We start from the raw sequence: 16,388 nt of genomic DNA, 5'->3' as shown, positions 1-16,388 counted from the left end.
CGATCCCGCCGGCGATCTCTGGTCGAGCTGGAGCGCGAGCGGCCCTCCCTCGGGACGGCGCAATCACTCCGCGGTATGGACCGGCTCGAAGATGATCGTCTGGGGCGGCAGCAGCGGCACCGGAAGCTATCTCAACAGCGGCGGACGCTTCGATCCCGCCGCTGCGGGCACCTGGACCGCCGTCTCGATGGGTCCCGGCCCCGCGCCGCGCTCGGCGCACAGCGCCGTCTGGACCGGGAACCAGATGATCGTCTGGGGAGGCAGGGACGGCTCGGGAGTCGTCGGGAGCGGCGGGCGCTACGACCCGACCGCTGATGCCTGGTCCCCGGTCACGATGAGTGGCGCCCCCGTGGCGCGCAGCGGACACACGGCCGTCTGGACCGGAAGCGTAATGGTGATCTGGGGCGGCACCGACGGCGCCGCCACGCTCGGGACCGGTGGGCGCTACGATCCGAATGCCGACTCCTGGAGCAGCGTGACCATGACCGGCGCTCCCTCGGCGCGCACCGGGCATTCGGCCATCTGGAGCGGCGCACTGATGGTGGTCTGGGGCGGCACTTCCGATTTCACCGCCGTCCTCGGCAACGGCGCCCGTTACAATCCGACAACCAACTCCTGGACGCCCGTCTCATCCACCGGCGCTCCCACGGCACGGCGCGACCATACCGCCACCTGGACCGGCGCGCTGATGGTGGTCTGGGGCGGTCGTGACGGCAGCGGCGCCCTTTCGACGGGCGCCCAGTACCTCCCATCGAACGACACCTGGCTTCTGGCAACCTCTACCGGGACCGGCCTGGCGGCCGCGCGCTACTTCCATACCGCCACCTGGAACGGCAGCGTCATCGTCGTCTGGGGCGGGACCAACGGCACCTCGATGCTCAACTCGGGGAGCCGCTACAACCCCGGATCCAACACCTGGGCGATCACCTCGGTGTTCGGCACGCCGACCCAGCGCACGGGACATTCCGCGGTGGCGGCCGGCAGCACGATCATTCTCTGGGGCGGCTATACCGGGACGGCCTACCAGAACAATGGAGCGCGCTACAACCCCTCCACCGATCTCTGGTCCGCGGTCGCCGCCGCCGGCGCGCCCGCCGGCAGGCACGAGCACACGGCCCTCTGGGCGTCCGGGTTCATGCTCGTCTGGGGAGGCTTCGGGGATTCGTATCGGAATACCGGCGGGCGCTACGCGCTCGGGCAGAGCGCCGACAACGACGGCGACGGCTACAACGGCTGCGGCAATGACTGCAACGACTCGAACCCGGCGATCCACCCGGGAGCGCCGGAGGTATGCAACGGAATCGACGACAATTGCGCCGGCGGGATCGACGAGGGATTCGACGTGGATGCCGACGGCCGTACTTCATGCGGCGGGGATTGCGACGACAGCGACGCCGGGGCGTGGGCCGCTCCGGCTGCGGTCACCAACCTGGCGCTCGCGTCCGGTGCGGGTACGCTCCTGTCCTGGGACAACCAGGACACAGCATCGGGGCCCGGGACCGTCTTCGACCTCGCGTCGGGCGGTCTCGGACCCGGCACCGGGATGACCTTCGGCGGCGCGGACTGCCTGTCCTCCGGCGGTCCTGAATCGCTGACCGATCCGCGCAACGACCCCGCTCCCGGCTTCGCCTACTGGTACCTCGCCCGCGCCCGGAATTCCTGCGGCACGGGAACCTACGGAAGCGCCCCCCGCGACTCCGGCATCGTCTCCTGCCCTTGACCTGAGAAGGTCATGGTAAGCTGGCTCGCACCTTCGGATCGGAGCCTGAGTGACGAGCCTCCACGAGCTTTCCCATGGCCGCAAGCATCCCCACGATCGGACCCCATCGTCCGTTCTCTCCACGACGCTGCGCTCCATCTCGATTGGCGGCTTCGAATGTCGTGAACGCCAGGTGTCCGGACGGCGCATGAACCCGAAACATTCCCACGATTACGACTGCATCGGCTTTCTGATCAGCGGACGGGGATCGGCGGAGATTGGCCCCCAGACCTGGAGCGTCCAGCCCGGCTGCCTCAATATCATTCCACGGGGGGTCCTGCACGTGGAGCGGCTGGGCTCGCGCGAGGTGCGATGGCTCGGCATCGAGATACCGGCGTTGCGCGACGATTTCTCCGCGGAGGCGAGGCGGGCCTTCGATCGCCCGCTTCAGCTGAAAGGCGGAGCGGCCGCCGCCACGGCGGCGCGAATGTACCTGGAGGTCCGCCTGGCCGACGATGCATCTTCGCTGGCGCTCCACGGGCTGGGACTGGAGCTGTTGGCGACCCTGGCGCGGGCATCGCGGCCCCCCGAGGATCGGGCGCGGCGGGGCTGGATCGCACGCGCGGAAGACTATCTTCGCGCCAACTTCCTGGATCCGCTCACGCTGGGCGAGCTGGCCGCCGAAGTGGGAGTGCACCCCACGCATCTGGCCCGGGCCTTCCGCCAGAAATTCGGCGTATCCATGGGTCAATTCGTGCGCGGCCTGCGAATCGAGCATGCGGCACGACTGCTGGCCGAGGACGACCTGCCGCTGTCCCAGGTATCCGAATGCTCCGGCTTTTCGGACCAGGCCCACTTCACCCGCGTCTTCAAGCGACACCTCCACATGACCCCGGGAGCCTACCGGCTGCGCCTGCGGGGACGCTAGAACCGCACAATCAAGCTACTCCCGTCCAATACAGGCTTCCGCCCTACCCTCTAGCTTTGGATATCGCCGTCTGGGGAGCAGCTCTCCAGGGAGCTTGGCGGTGCGTCGAACTGGTCCTGGACCGCAGCCGGTGGGTCGAAGCGCCTGCGTCGTTCTATTCAGCCAACTTCGGAGAACCTGATGAATCGTCTCGTCCGTAGAATCACGATCGGTTGCTTCCTGGCATGCACGTCGCTGCTTTCTCTGACCGCCCGCGGACAATCCCCCGATCGGGCCGATCCGGCCATCCTCGCGATCGACGGCACGCTGCTCGCGCTTTCGGTGGCCGATCTCGACGCCAGCTCCCGGTGGTATTCGGAAAAGCTCGGCCTCAAGACGGTCTTGAGCTCCCCGCCCTCCGGCGGAGTCTCCGTCAGGGTCCTGGAGGGGGGAGGACTCATCGTGGAGCTGGTGCATCAAGACAGCGCGGTGCCGGCAGGATGCGGGACGACCGACCCCGCGCTGTGCCATGGCCTGTTCAAGGTCGGGGTGCTCGTGAAGGATCTCGGCAAGACGCTGGAGAAGCTCGCGGGTCGCGGCGTGCCGGTCGCTTTCGGGCCTTTTCCAGCGCAGCCCAACCAGAGGGCGAACGCAATCATCCGTGACAACGCCGGCAATCTCATTCAAATCCTGCAGCGCTAGCTGCTGCCACGGGAGCCCTTTCCATGAGCCAGACCAGCGTCCCAAACCCGTGGAGAATGATGCTCGCGATCCTCCTGCTTGCCGCACTCGAAGCTCGCGCCCAGGGCGGAGCCGCGCCCGCGCCGCGCTCGCCGCTCGACGCGCGGAGGTGGGGCGTCGTGTATGACGTGCCGGCCACGAACAAGGTCAAGGTCCGCGAAGGCGTGGTCTATCTCGGCGAAGGCAAGGACGCACTGACGATCGACCTCTACGCTCCCCCCGGTTCCCGACCGGGAGGAAAGCTTCCGGCCGTGGTCTTCGTCAACGGCATTGGAGATCGCCCTGGAGATCGGCTCAAGCGCTGGGAGATCTACCGGACCTGGCCTCGCCTGGTCGCGGCTCACGGATTGATCGGAGTCTCGATGGATGCCGACGCGGCGCGCATCCCGGATTGCCTGCACGGCGTATTCGACTTCCTGTCGAGGCGCGGCGCGGAGTACGGCGTGGACGGCACGCGCCTGGGACTCTATGCCGCTTCAGCAAACGTGGGCAGCGCCTACGCGTACTTGATCGGCGAGAACCCGTCCCCGGGCATCCGGGCCGCGGCGCTGTTCTACGGAGGTGTCCCGGAGGGGCGCATCCGGGCGGACCTGCCAGTCCTGCTCATCTTCCCGCAGGGCGACCTCGCCGGGACGGGGGCCGCGCTGCCGGGCCTGTGGGGAAGGGTCGTCGAGGCGAAGGCTCCCTGGTCCCTGCTCTTCGCGAGCAACCTGCCGCACGCCTTCGATGCCGTCTCCGACAATGACGACGCGCGGCGGATCATCCAGCAGACCATTGCCTTCTGGAAAGCGAATCTCGAGCCGGTCCCCCAGCCGTCCTGGCGCCCCTCCGAGGAGCGGACCATTGCGGCCGCCACCTTCGCGAACGATCCCCAGAAGCTCGTGGATCGGATCGCTCCGTGGATCCAGGCCCATCCGGAGGATTCGCTGGCTTACACGCTGTACGGCCGCGCCCTGGGCAGCCTGCACCGGACGGACGAAGCGGCGGCCGCCTACGAGAAGGCGGTGGCGCTGGGCGCGAGCGAGCCCGGCGTGTTCGTCGGAATGGGGATGTCCCGGCTCGCGCAGCAGCAGTACGGGCAGGCCGTGGAGTGGTTGACGCGGGCGATCGGCGCCGGGGCGAACAACTCGCAGATCTATGGCCAGCTCGGCATGGCCCAGCTCATGGAAGGACGCAACGAAGAAGGAATCAAGTCCTACGAGAAGGCGTTCGAGCTGGGAATTCCTCCGGGGGCGGGGACGCGCGGTGTCGCTTACTTCAATCTCGCTTGCGGCTACGCCCGCCTGGGGCGCGAGGACGACGCGCTGTCCGCGATGGCCCAGGCCGTCGCCGTGGGCTTCGGCAATCGCAAGGCTTACGAGTCGGACGCCGACCTGGCGACCCTGGCCGGGGACCCTCGCTTCCAGGAAATCCTGTCGCGTCTGCCGAACTGAAACCGGGTCTCGACTCCCAGTCCCTCTGCCTTTTTCCTCCGCCTTGGCCGACAAAAAAACCGGGCCGTCGCCGGCCCGGTGGTGATCCAGAAGCGCCGCTACCTACTTCTTTTCGGCCGGTACCGTGTCCGTCTCCGGGTGGTAGGTGGCGATCAGTTTTTCCAGCGCCGCGGCCCGCTTCATGCTCAGGGAATGATCTCCGAAGAAGAAATTCTCAATCTTGCTCTGATCCCCGTACTTCGCAGCGAACCGCCGCCAGAGGGCCGGCCCCTTGGTGTAGTCGTATCCCCCCTCGAAGACGTAGCGCAACCCCACTCGGTCGGCCTGATCCTCGTATTCGCGGCTGAAGGCATTGCCGAAGGTGGTGACGCCGAGCTTGGTGGCCTGTTGCGCCGCGCCTTTGGCGAGCGGGTTCTTGACGTACTCGGACCCCAGCATCGCGGCCTGTCCGGCGATGCTCGTGTACTGGCTCTTGGTGGCCTGCCGCCGGCTGTGCTCATAGGTGGCGTGCGTGAGCTCATGACCGAGAACGATTGCCATCTCGTTGTCGTCCAGGTCCGCCATCAGACCGCTGAAGACATAGATGGAAAAATTGGGCATTGCCATCGCGTTCCATTCCGGATTCTCCACCACGTACACCCGCACTTTCTTCGGGTCGACGTACTCGGGCAGGAGCTTGTCCACGATGGCCCGGCAGCGGTCGACCTGCGGGCCGCTGGTGATGAGCTTTCCCATGCTCTGCTCTTTGCCGTCGGGACCGGGCTCGACGATCGCGCCGGCCCCGACCCAGGCCTTCTCCGCCTGATCGCTGCCTGCCAGGATCTCCTTTTCGGTGTTGCTGACGCCGTTGCGGCTCGCCTCGATCTCCGTCGCCAGGATCAGGCCCGCGGGCTGGCGCACCCCCTTCACCTTGACCTGATACCCGACGGGGATCGTCGCGACGCTCGTCGCTTTCCCTCCCCCCTGGAACTTGGTCTTGGAGTCGGGATGGACCCGCTGGCCGTCGACGATGAGGTCCTCCCCTTTCTTGCAATCCAGGTACCCATCCAGCTTGACCTTGTCAGTCTTGTCGGCCGCGATCGAGGCGCTCCCGAGACCCAACGTCAATCCAACCGCCATCCAAGCCGCGCTTCGACACCTCGCCATGCCAACCTCCCTTTCCCCTGCTTTGTTTGCCGATTCCTCATCATCTTACACCCGGTGCCCCCCGTGGCGGGAGACCCCCCGGCGGCGCTGCACCTTCTCATTCCCCGACCGCGGTCAGGTCGAGCATGCGCGGTCGCGGGCCGTCCATCTCCAGCAGCAGGATGCACTGCCAGGTTCCCAGGACCGGCTTGCCCTGCTTGATCGACAGCGTGACCGAATTCCCCATCAGGACCGAGGTCAGGTGGGCCTGGGCGTTGTCGTCGATGCGATCGTGGCGGTAGCCGTCCTTGCCGCGAAACGGATTCAGCAGCGTCTCGCCCAGCCGCTCGAAGTCGTGCCTCAGGCCTTCCTCGTCCTCGTTGACGCACAGCGCGCAGGTGGTGTGGCGCACCCCGACGTGCAGGATCCCCTCGGAGATCCCGAGGCGCGCGCAGGCGCCGACCACCTCGTCCGTGACGTTGATGACCTGCGTCTTCCGTTCCGTATCGATCCGGACCTCGTGCCGCGCGACTCCCATCGTCTCCTCAGCTCCCCGCCAGCATCCTGGCGAACATCTCCACGTCGGTCGCCGGCGCCTTGCAATGAAAATGCTCGCAGACGTAGCCCGTGGGTCTTCCTCCCATCGCAACCTTTCCCGAGAGCAGCGGGATGACCTTCTCGGCTTCGGCCAGATCCGCCTCCGAGGCCGCGGCGACCACCTTGTTGGGCTGGAAGCTCCGGCGGACCGCCTCGATGAAAGGCCGCCCGTCCTCCGGGCCGCGCCCCACGATGGCCACCTCGCGCCCGCCGTCGAGGTAGAAATCGAGTGCCGCCATGAGGGCGTTGAAAGCCGCCGGCATCTGCTCCATCGGCAGCCGGTAGGCGCGCAGGATCGCGACCGCCTTGTCGGCGTACGACTCCTCGCCGGTGAGCCCTTTCAGGCGCAGCAGCGCCAAAGCCGCCACCGAGTTGCCCGCCGGCACCGCCCCGTCGTAGCCGGTCTTGCTGCGCAGGACCAGATCGCTCTGCTCCGCCGGAGTGAAGAAGAAGGCGCCATCCTCCTTGTCCCAGAAGCGCTCCAGCGCCCGGTCCATCAAGGCGCGCGCCTCGCGAACCCAGGCCGGATCGAAATCGCTCTCGTAGAGATCGAGCAGTGCCGCGGCCGTAAAGGCGTAATCATCGAGGCAGCCGCCCAGCCTCGCCTGCCCCAGGCGGAAGGTCCGGAGCAGCTCTCCCTCGCCGCTGCGCATCGTGGTAAGGAGGAAGCGGGCGGCGCGCCGGGCAGCCTCCAGATAGCGCGCTTCGCCCAGGACCTGATAGCCGCGCGCGAAGGCGGAAATCATCAGGCCGTTCCAGGAGGTCAGGATCTTGTCGTCGCGCAAAGGACGGACCCGCTTCGCGCGTTGGGCAAGCAGCTTCGGCTTCGCTTCCGCGACGATTGCCTCGAGCCTCTCCGGCGCAATCCCCAGCTCGCGCGCCACCTCCTCGGCCGGTCGCGGAACGTTCAGGATCGATTTCCCTTCCCAGTTGCCGCCCGAGCGCACGTCGTGCAGCCCGCAAACAGCCCGCGCCGCCTCCGCTCCCACAACCGTCTGGATCTCCTCCGGAGTGAAGACATAAAACTTTCCCTCCTCCCCTTCGCTGTCGGCATCCTCGGCGCTGGTGAAGCCGCCTTCGGAAGACGTCATATCCCGCAGGACATAGTCGAGCGTCTCGCGGGCGATGCGGGCGAACAGCGGATTGCCCGAGATCTGGAAGCCTTCCAGGTACGCCGGCACCAGCAGCGCATTGTCGTAGAGCATCTTCTCGAAGTGAGGCACCAGCCAGCGGGAGTCGGTGGCGTAACGGTGGAACCCTCCGCCTATCTGATCATAGATGCCCCCGAGCGCCATCTTCTCCAGCGTATGCTCCGCCATGCGCAGCGCCTCGGGGCTGTGCAGCCGGCGGTAGATCCGGAACAGCAGCCCGATCCCGGCCGCGTTGGGAAACTTGGGAGACCCGCCCCAGCCCCCGAAGCGCTCGTCGAAGCGGACCTTGAAATCCTGCAGCGCCGCGAGCAGCAGGTCGTCGGTGAGCATCTCGTGCGAGGCGGAGACCTTCGACATCTGGTCGACATAGGAAAGGATCTGCTCGCCGCTGGCATCGACCTTGCCGCGCTGATCGCGGTAGGCCCGGGCCACGCGCTCCAGGACGGCGCGGAAGGAGGGCATGCCGTGGCGCTCGTCGGGCGGGAAATAGGTGCCGCCGTAGAAGGGCTTGAGCTCCGGCGTCAGGAAGACGTTGAGGGGCCAGCCTCCCGAGCCGGTCATGATCTGGACGGCGTTCATATAAATCATATCCAGGTCGGGACGCTCCTCCCGATCCACCTTGATGCAGACGAAGCTGTCGTTCATCACCCGCGCCGTGGCCTCGTCCTCGAACGACTCGCGCTCCATGACGTGGCACCAATGGCAGGCGGAATAGCCGATCGACAGGAGGATGGGAAGGTCCTCGCGGCGGGAGCGCTCCAGGGCTTCCTCCCCCCAGGCATACCAGTCGACCGGATTGTGCTTGTGCTGCAGCAGGTAGGGGCTGGTCTCCCTGGCGAGCCGGTTCTCCCGCTTCGGCGATTCCATTCGGATCCCCTTCGCGTTGTCCCTAGGTCATGAGTGATTTTCGGGGCGATTCTAGTCAATTTGCCGGCGGGCTGCCAAACTCCGGGCAGGTCCCGCAGACGGTTGACAGGCCCCTGGGCCTCCCGCAGAATGACCGGCCATGCCCATCCAGCGGTGGATCCTGAAGACCGAGCCTTCGGAGTATTCCTTCGGCGATCTGCAGAACAAGAAGCGCGACACCTGGAGCGGCGTCCGGAACCCCCTCGCCCTGAAATACCTGCGCAGCGCCCGCGCCGGCGATCTGGCCCTTGTCTACCACACCGGCAAGGAGAAATCGGCGGTGGGGATCGCGCGCATCGTCGGAGCGCCCTACCCGGATCCCGCCGCGAAGGACTCGAACCTGACGGTGGTCGACCTGGAGCCGGTCCGGCCGCTGGATCATCCCGTGCCGCTCGCGGAGATCAAGCGCAACCCGAAGCTGAAGTCGCTGGAGCTGCTGCGCATCTCGCGGCTCTCGGTCAGCCCGGTGAGCCGCGAGCACTGGAACATCCTGATGAAGATGTCCGGTGGAGAGGCATGAACCGCCAACGCCCCGGCGTGCGCCGCATGGATGCTTGCCTGGCCGCGTCCGTGCTCCTGCTCACGCTCTGCGCAGCCTGCCGCGCCAAGCCGCAGATCTCTGATTTCCAGAAGCTCCGCCACGAGTATTTCATCGGCTTCCTGAAGAACAACCCGGAGACCTGCACCTATCTGGGGGCCGACGGAGCCGACAAGGAGCTTGCCGCCTGCTCGCGAAACCTCAAGGACTATACCGAGCTCGGACGGCGCGACGAGATGGCGTTCTACAAGAAGATCCAGGATGGACTCAAGCAAGTCGACACGAAGGTTCTCTCCGCCGACGATGAGATCGACTACCAGGTGATGCAGGCCCAGCTGCGCTTTCTGCTGCACCAGACGCTGGAGCGCCGCTACTACCAGCGGGCGCTGGACACCTACACCACGGGACCTTTCCGTGCCGTGGACTGGCAGATCCAGCAGATGACCGACCTGGGCAACGGGAATTACGGGACGCAAGCGGAGTGGGGCGCACTCTCCCAGCGGCTCGAACGGGTGCCCGACTACCTGGATGCGGCGATCCAGAACCTGCGGGAGGGTGTCTCCGCCGGCAACCGGCCCGACCGGCGCATGGTGAGCCTGGACGGGATCAAGGCTGCCAAGTCCAACGCCGAGTATTTCCGCAACCGCCTCCTGGATCAGGCGAGAGCCTACCTGTCGCAGCAGCCGTATCGCGACAGCACCTTGAACGACCTCACGCCGCTGGCCCTGGCGGCCGGCGACGCCTACGGCGATTTCGCCGAGACCCTCGGCCAGATCTTCCTGAAGTCGCCGGACGACGCGAAGGAGACGTTCCGCGAGGACTACCTTCCCGACACCTTTGCGCTGGGACAGGTCGAGTACGACTGGGCGCTGCGCAACAACCTCAAGATCGATCGCAAGGCCGAGGAGCTGTTCGGCTACGGCGACCAGAAGGTGCGGGACACCCAGGACCTGATGGTGGCCACGGCGCGCGCGGTGGCGGAAAAACTCGGGCTGAAGCTGGAATGGGGCGACGCGGCCAAGGCGCACGCCTCCGTGCGGCACGTGATGGACGCCCTGTCGGAGGACTACCCCAAGAGCGACGCCGAGATGTTCACGGCCTACCGCGCCAAGGCGATGGAGCTGGTGGCCTACGGACGCTCCAAGGGGATGTTCGACCTGCCCGCCGACTACAAGCTGGAGATCGTCGAGACGCCCGCGGTCCTGGTGGACAGCGTGGATGCCGCCTACTATCCCGCTCCCCCCTTCAAGACGACGGGAATCGGCCGCTTCTTTCTCACGCCGACCGGCGGCGACGTCGGCCGGCTGAAGGAAAACAACCTGCACGCCATGGCCGATCTCTGCGCCCACGAGGGGTTCCCAGGACATGATTGGTATTACCAGTTCCTCAATTCCCGGCGCGATGCTATCTCGCCGATCCGCTGGCTGACCCCCGGGGCCGTGGAGGATTCCAGCTCGATGTGGGAGGACTCGCCGGCCGCCGAAGGCTGGGGGCTGTACGCCGAGGCGCTGATGGCGGAGCCGCAGAAGGACGCCCCGGAGGGGTTCTACACTCCCGAGGAAAAGCTCTACGCTTACCAGGGACAGCTCCTGCGAGACGCCCGCGTCCATTTGGACACGGGGCTGCACACCAGAAAGCTGACCTTCGATCAGGCGATCGACTATTACACCGAGAACGTCGACTTCCTTCCGGGAGCCTGCAGAGCCCCCGAGAGCGACGACATCCGGCGCGCCTCCTGCGCCACTGCGCGCCGCGCCATCTATCGTTATTCGAAGTGGCCCACCCAGGCGGTGACCTACCATCTCGGCAAGCTGGCGATCCAGGAGCTGCGCGACGAAGCGCGCAAGCGGCTGGGCGACCGCTACGACGACAAGCGGTTCCACGAGCTGGTGCTGTCCCAGGGAACCGTTCCCCCCGGCTATTTCAAGGAGCGGGTCCTCAGCCAGGCGGCGGGGAAATGAGCCGGCGCATCGGAAGGCTGGTCCTGACACTCGCCTTCGTGTCGCTTGCGCCCCCCGCCATCCGGACCTGCTTCGCGGCCGAGCCTGACTACGCCCGTGCGGCCCGGGAAGGCCTCGAGCACCTCAAAGCGATCGTCCGGGTCGACACCTCGAATCCCCCCGGCAACGAGATTCGCGTCGCCGACTACATGGCCGGAAAGCTGCGCGAGGCGGGCGTGGAGGCGCAGCGCTTCGAAGCGGCGCCGGGACGCGGCTCCCTGGTCGCGCGCATCCGCGGGAACGGATCGAAGCGGCCGCTCCTGATCATGGCCCACATCGACGTGGTGCCGGTGGAAGCCAGCCGGTGGAGCGTCGATCCCTTCGGCGCTGTCGAGAAGGACGGCTACCTATGGGGGCGCGGGACGCTGGATGACAAGGGAATGGCGGCCGCCGAGCTCCAGGTGATGCTGGAGCTGGCCCGCAGTCATGCGAAGCTGTCTCGCGACGTCGTCTTCCTGGCGGAAGCGGATGAAGAAACGGGCGGCGCAAACGGGATGGACTCGCTGCTCAAGAAGCAGCCGGAGCTGTTCGACGCCGAGCTGGTGCTCAATGAAGGCGGCTACGTCTTCTGGGGACCCGATCGGAAGGTGCTCTACGTCGCGGTGCAGACCACCGAGAAAATCTACCAGGACTTCACGATCACGGCGCACGGCGTCGCCGGACATTCCTCCATCCCCTCCGCGAACAATCCCGTGGACCACCTGGTCCTGGCCCTGGATCGCGTCTCGAAGATCGAGTTTCCGGTGGAGATGAACGACGTGACCCGCGCCTTCTTCTCGGGCATCGCGTCGCGCCTGCCCGGCGAGCAGGCCGCCTGCGCGGGCAAGCTCGAGGAAAACTCCGGCAAAGCCTGCTTCGAAGCGCTGTCGAAGAACCCGAATTTCGGCGCCGTTCTGAGGAACACCTGCACCCCGACGATGCTCAAGGCCGGTTACAAGGAAAATGTCATCCCCGCAGAGGCCACGGGCAACCTGAATTGCCGGCTGCTTCCCGGGACCGACCTCGCAAAGCTTCAGGAGATGCTGCAGCGCACCATCGGCGATCCGGATGTCACCGTGGCTCCGGCGATGGAGTTCCCGCCTCCGGCGTCCGCCTCCTCGACGGCATCGCCGCTGTTCGAAGCCATCCGCAAGGTCGCCGCGAAGATGTACCCGGGCGCGCCGGTGGTTCCCTACATGTCCCCCGGCGGGACCGACTCCCAGGGCCTGCGTAAGCGCGGCATGATCGCCTACGGGCTGCTCCCTTCCCCCATCCAGGAGGAGGAGCTCAAAACGATGCACGCCAAGGACGAGAAAGTCGCCGTCGACGCCTTCGCGCTGGGGCAGGAGATGCTCCTGCGCGTCGTCCTGGAGACCGCGAAATGAGCCGGGTGCTGGTGACGGGGGCAAGCGGGACCGTCGGGACGCAGGTGGTCAAATCTCTGGGCGCCGCCGGAGTGCCCTTCAAGGCCGCCTATCATTCCGAGGAGAAGGCAGCCGCGGCGCGCCGCGGGGAGATCGACGCCGTGCGGATCGACTACGACCAGCCCGCGACCCTGGTCGAGGCGCTGCAGGAGATCTCCGCGCTCATCCTGATCGGTCCCGTCTCCGAGCGCCTGGTGGAGATGGAGTCCTCCGTGATCGCCCAGGCCGTCGCGGCCGGCGTCGAGCGGCTGGTCAAGCTGTCGGTGTGGCGCGCCTCGGAGGAGGGTTACTCCTTCGCCCGCTGGCACCGCGCCGGGGAGAAGCGGGTGGAGGCCTCCGGCATTCCCTACACTTTCCTGCGCCCCAACGGCTTCATGCAGAACTTCGTCACCTACCATGGCGAGTCGATCCGGAGCCGGAGCACCTTCACCCTGGCTGCCGGTCAGTCGAAATCGAGCCTAATCGACGTGCGCGACATCGCCGAGGTTGCCGTGAGGGTGCTCACCGACCCGGGGCACGAAGGTCGGGCCTACGATCTCAGCGGCCCCGAGTCGTTGAGCTATCATCAGGTGGCCAACAGCCTGTCGGTCGCCACCGGCCGTAAGATTTCCTATGTGAACGTGCCGGGAGATGCGCTCTCCGGCGAGCTGGCCCGGCAGGGCTACCCGGCCTGGCTGATCGACGCGCTGGTCGAGCTGCAGCGCTACGAGAACGACGGATTGGCCTCCGACGTGCTGGGTTCGGTCCAGCAGATCCTCGGGCGGCGCGCGACCACCTTCGATCGCTTCGCGCGCGATTACCGCTCCGCCCTCACCTGAGAGGTGCCGCGATGACCTGGATTCGCACCGTCCCTTTCGAGCTATCCGACGATTCCCTCAAGCAGGCCGTGGAATTCCAGCGCTCCTTGTACCCAGCCGAGTACGGCACGCCGGTGCACCCGACCGCCGACGGCGTCTCCGGGATCGTGGCATCGCACTCGCTGATCCCGGAAGCCCTGCGGCACGCCTTCGCCACCTTCGGCGTCCTGACGTCGCCGGCGCTGCCGCTCAGTCGGCGGCAGCACGAGATGATCGCCACGGTGGTATCAGCCGCCAACCGGTGCGTCTATTGAATCGACTCGCACGCAGAGTTTCTGCGTCGCGTCACGCTGGACGAATCGATGGCCAAGGCCCTGAGTGAGGATTACACACGTGCGCCGCTGGAGCCGGCCGACCGCGCCATGCTCGATTTCTCGGTCAAGCTGAGCCGCGACGCCACCCGCGTGGCACCCGCCGACCTGGATCGGCTGCGCGAGGTGGGCTTCGATGACCGCGGCATTCTGCAGATAACGTTGATTGCGTCCTGGTTCAATTACATCAACCGTGTGGCCGACGCTTTGGGGGTCGGCCGGGGGGAAGACACGAGATGAACATCGAGATCAAGTACCAGCCTGCGTATTCCCTCGCTATCGTCAAGCTCAACCCGGAAGAATCGATCCAGGCGGAGGCGGGAGCCATGGTGAGCATGAGCTCCAACATGACCGTCGAGACCGCCATGAAGGGGGGCGTCTTGGGGGCGATCACCCGATCGGTCCTGGGGGGCGAGACGCTGTTCGCCAACACCTTCACCTCCAAAGGAGCCCCGGGCGAGATCACGCTGGCCCCGTCGCTCCCCGGCGACATCGGAACGCTGCAGATGACCGGCGGCACCCTCTACGTGCAGTCGGGATCGTTCCTGGCCGGCGCGCCGAACCTGAACCTGGACCTCAAGTGGGGCGGTGCGAAGACCTTCTTCGGCTCGGAAGGACTGTTCCTGCTGCGCGCCTCCGGGACGGGACCGATCATCCTCTGCTCCTACGGCGCCATCCACAAGGTGTCCCTCGACGGCAGCCGCAGCTACCTGTGCGACACCGGCCACGTGGTCGCCTTCACCGAAGGCCTGTCGTTCGACGTGCGGCGCGTGGGGGGCTGGAAGTCGACGCTGCTGTCGGGCGAGGGGCTGGTCTGCGAGTTCCGCGGCGCCGGCGATCTCTACATGCAGACCCGCTCCACCCAGGCCTTCCTGTCGTGGCTCATCCCGAGGATTCCCGGGCGGAGCGGCGGAGGAGGAGGCAACGCCGCCAGCGGCATCCTGGGGAACATCCTGCGCGGCGACTGAAGAACCGCCCTGACGGAACCGGCGCGCCCTTTGGCGCGCCTCTCTTTGAGCGCCGGAGGGAACGATGAGTCCTTCCCGTCCCGTCCTCGAGAGCATCACCGACACGGCCCGCTGGGTGGCCATGTACCGGGCGATGGAATCGGATCGCCCCGACGCCCACTTCCGCGATCCCTACGCCCGGCTCCTCGCCGGCGCGCGCGGCGAGGAGATCCTCCGCCGCCTCCCCCGCGCGAAATCGTTCGCCTGGCCGATGATCGTCCGCACGACGGTCTTCGACGAGCTGATCCTGCGCTGCGTGGAGCGCGATGGCGCCGACCTGGTGCTCAATCTCGCGGCCGGCTTGGACACCCGCCCCTTCCGCCTTCCCCTCCCGCCGACACTGCGGTGGGTGGAGGTCGACCTCCCCGAGATGCTCGATTACAAGGAGCCGAAGCTATCCGGCGAGAGGCCTCACTGCGTGCGTGAGGCGGTGCGGCTCGACCTGCGCAACCGGGCGGCGCGCCGGGCGCTGTTCGGACGGCTCGGCGATCCGCTGCGGCGCGGCCTCGTCCTGTCCGAGGGGCTGCTCGTCTACCTCGCGGAGCAGGAGGTGGCAAAGCTGGCGGAGGATCTCCACGCGCAGCCGGCTTTGCGCTGGTGGCTCCTCGATCTCGCCTCGCCCGTGCTGCTCAAGAGGCTGCAGAAGGTCTACGGCCGGGTCATGCAGGACGCCGCGACGCGCATGCAGTTCGGGCCCGCCGAAGGGACCGACTTCTTCCGCCCTTACGGCTGGCGGGAGGTGGAGTTCCGCAGCATGTGGGTGGAGGCCCACCGCCTCAAGCGCGAAATGCCCTGGGCCCCGATCTTCCGTCTGATGGCCCGCTTCGCCGGCCCCGAGCGCCGCGAGATCTTCCGTCGCATGGGCGCCACCGTCCTGCTCGAGCGCGTCGACTGATTCGCAAGAATCTGGTTTTGAATCTACGGACAGGCGGGAATCACTCTCTCGACGGCACTGCTCGAAAACCCATAGGTTCCAACTCCACACGAGTTGCGGGCGCGCGCGAGGTACCAGAATCCCGCGCCGGGCAAGGGGTTCGGCCGGGAATCCTGATACGAGCTCGGGCCACCGGTCTGCAGGCACGAAGCCGATGGCAGGTTCAAGCCGGCCGTGGTGGTGAGCGGGCCCGAAACGAGGTCGTAGACCGTGCCGGGGCCGATGAAGGGACCCAGGTCGACCCAGGATGGATCGGCCGGCATGACGGAAGTCAGCGTCAGGTCGAAAACCTCGACCGGCATGTCCCAGACACTCGGATCGGCATCGTTGCAATCGGCATTGCAAACAGAGAAGCCATCTCCGTCCTGGTCGAAGCCTTCGTCGATCAGCTCGTTGCAGTTGTCATCGATCTGGTTGCAGACTTCGGCCGCGCCGGGGTAGATGGAAGGATCGAAGTCCTGGCAGTCCGCGCAGTCCGCGGAGCCGTCCGCGTCGGAATCCGGGAATCCTTCGTCGGCCGTGCCGCTGCAGTTGTCGTCCACCGCGTTGCAGACCTCCACGGCGCCTGGATGAACCGATGGCGCGGCGTCGTTGCAATCGGCGCAGGCATCGAAACCATCGCCGTCCGCGTCGGGCATGCCTTCGTCGACCGCGTTGTCGCAATCGTCGTCGACCCCGTTGCACACGTCCGTCGCGCCGGGATGCACGGCAGGGTTGGAGTCGTTGCAATCTCCACCGCAGTTGGTGAAGCCGTCCGTATCGGCGTCGACGATCTCATC

16 protein-coding genes are annotated in these 16,388 nt (G+C 66.7%); 12 read left to right on the top strand and 4 right to left on the bottom strand.

Going from position 1 to position 16,388, the window contains the following annotated elements; genetic code table 11:
* The 4 genes from VFW45_13225 to VFW45_13210 all read left to right on the top strand — a co-directional run.
* Positions 1-1,720: MopE-related protein (locus VFW45_13225; GenBank protein HEU5181745.1), on the top strand; the 1,720-nt coding region annotated here is incomplete at its 5' end.
* Positions 1,721-1,769: 49 nt separating this feature from the next.
* The gene (locus VFW45_13220; protein ID HEU5181744.1) at positions 1,770-2,627 is read left to right on the top strand and encodes an AraC family transcriptional regulator; all 858 of its coding nucleotides are present in this window, start codon (positions 1,770-1,772) and stop codon (positions 2,625-2,627) included.
* Between the two features lie 180 nt (positions 2,628-2,807).
* Positions 2,808-3,308, top strand: coding sequence for a VOC family protein (locus tag VFW45_13215; protein ID HEU5181743.1), 501 nt, complete (start codon positions 2,808-2,810; stop codon positions 3,306-3,308).
* A 23-nt stretch (positions 3,309-3,331) separates the two neighbouring features.
* Entirely contained in the window at positions 3,332-4,780 is a 1,449-nt protein-coding gene (locus VFW45_13210) for a hypothetical protein (GenBank protein ID HEU5181742.1), read from the top strand.
* A gap of 102 nt (positions 4,781-4,882) precedes the next feature.
* On the opposite strand, the gene VFW45_13205 is transcribed toward VFW45_13210, so the two are convergent.
* From VFW45_13205 to VFW45_13195, 3 genes are all read right to left on the bottom strand, one after another.
* The gene (locus VFW45_13205) at positions 4,883-5,887 is read right to left on the bottom strand and encodes a M48 family metalloprotease (protein HEU5181741.1); all 1,005 of its coding nucleotides are present in this window, start codon (positions 5,885-5,887) and stop codon (positions 4,883-4,885) included.
* A 136-nt stretch (positions 5,888-6,023) separates the two neighbouring features.
* The gene (locus tag VFW45_13200; protein HEU5181740.1) at positions 6,024-6,443 is read right to left on the bottom strand and encodes a secondary thiamine-phosphate synthase enzyme YjbQ; all 420 of its coding nucleotides are present in this window, start codon (positions 6,441-6,443) and stop codon (positions 6,024-6,026) included.
* A 7-nt stretch (positions 6,444-6,450) separates the two neighbouring features.
* Positions 6,451-8,520: a thioredoxin domain-containing protein gene (locus VFW45_13195; GenBank protein HEU5181739.1), complete on the bottom strand. Its 2,070-nt coding sequence runs from the start codon at positions 8,518-8,520 to the stop codon at positions 6,451-6,453.
* 139 nt (positions 8,521-8,659) lie between these two features.
* Here VFW45_13195 and VFW45_13190 point away from each other — a divergent pair, with 139 nt between their 5' ends.
* From VFW45_13190 to VFW45_13155, 8 genes are all read left to right on the top strand, one after another.
* A complete protein-coding gene (locus VFW45_13190; GenBank protein ID HEU5181738.1) occupies positions 8,660-9,079 on the top strand; it encodes an EVE domain-containing protein in 420 nt (139 codons plus the stop codon).
* Positions 9,076-11,058, top strand: a complete 1,983-nt coding sequence (locus tag VFW45_13185; GenBank protein ID HEU5181737.1) for a DUF885 domain-containing protein — start codon at positions 9,076-9,078, stop codon at positions 11,056-11,058. Before VFW45_13190 ends, VFW45_13185 begins: the two co-directional genes overlap by 4 nt.
* The gene (locus tag VFW45_13180) at positions 11,055-12,461 is read left to right on the top strand and encodes a M20/M25/M40 family metallo-hydrolase (protein HEU5181736.1); all 1,407 of its coding nucleotides are present in this window, start codon (positions 11,055-11,057) and stop codon (positions 12,459-12,461) included. Before VFW45_13185 ends, VFW45_13180 begins: the two co-directional genes overlap by 4 nt.
* Entirely contained in the window at positions 12,458-13,318 is an 861-nt protein-coding gene (locus VFW45_13175; protein HEU5181735.1) for an SDR family oxidoreductase, read from the top strand. Before VFW45_13180 ends, VFW45_13175 begins: the two co-directional genes overlap by 4 nt.
* An 11-nt stretch (positions 13,319-13,329) precedes the next feature.
* On the top strand, positions 13,330-13,611 hold the full coding sequence (locus VFW45_13170) for a hypothetical protein (protein HEU5181734.1): 282 nt from the start codon (positions 13,330-13,332) through the stop codon (positions 13,609-13,611).
* A gap of 48 nt (positions 13,612-13,659) precedes the next feature.
* Complete coding sequence (locus VFW45_13165) at positions 13,660-13,908, top strand: peroxidase (GenBank protein ID HEU5181733.1); 249 nt, start codon at positions 13,660-13,662, stop codon at positions 13,906-13,908.
* Entirely contained in the window at positions 13,905-14,636 is a 732-nt protein-coding gene (locus tag VFW45_13160) for a TIGR00266 family protein (protein ID HEU5181732.1), read from the top strand. The genes VFW45_13165 and VFW45_13160 overlap by 4 nt, the downstream gene beginning before the upstream one ends.
* Before the next feature lie 64 nt (positions 14,637-14,700).
* Complete coding sequence (locus VFW45_13155; GenBank protein ID HEU5181731.1) at positions 14,701-15,570, top strand: SAM-dependent methyltransferase; 870 nt, start codon at positions 14,701-14,703, stop codon at positions 15,568-15,570.
* 23 nt (positions 15,571-15,593) lie between these two features.
* Here the strand turns inward: VFW45_13155 and VFW45_13150 are convergent.
* Positions 15,594-16,388: putative metal-binding motif-containing protein (locus VFW45_13150; GenBank protein ID HEU5181730.1), on the bottom strand; the 795-nt coding region annotated here is incomplete at its 5' end.

The organism is Candidatus Polarisedimenticolia bacterium (assembly GCA_035764505.1).
Taxonomy (GTDB): Bacteria; Acidobacteriota; Polarisedimenticolia; order Gp22-AA2; family AA152; genus AA152.
Note: the sequence above shows the minus strand (reverse complement) of the source record. Positions and strands in the feature narration are given on the sequence as shown.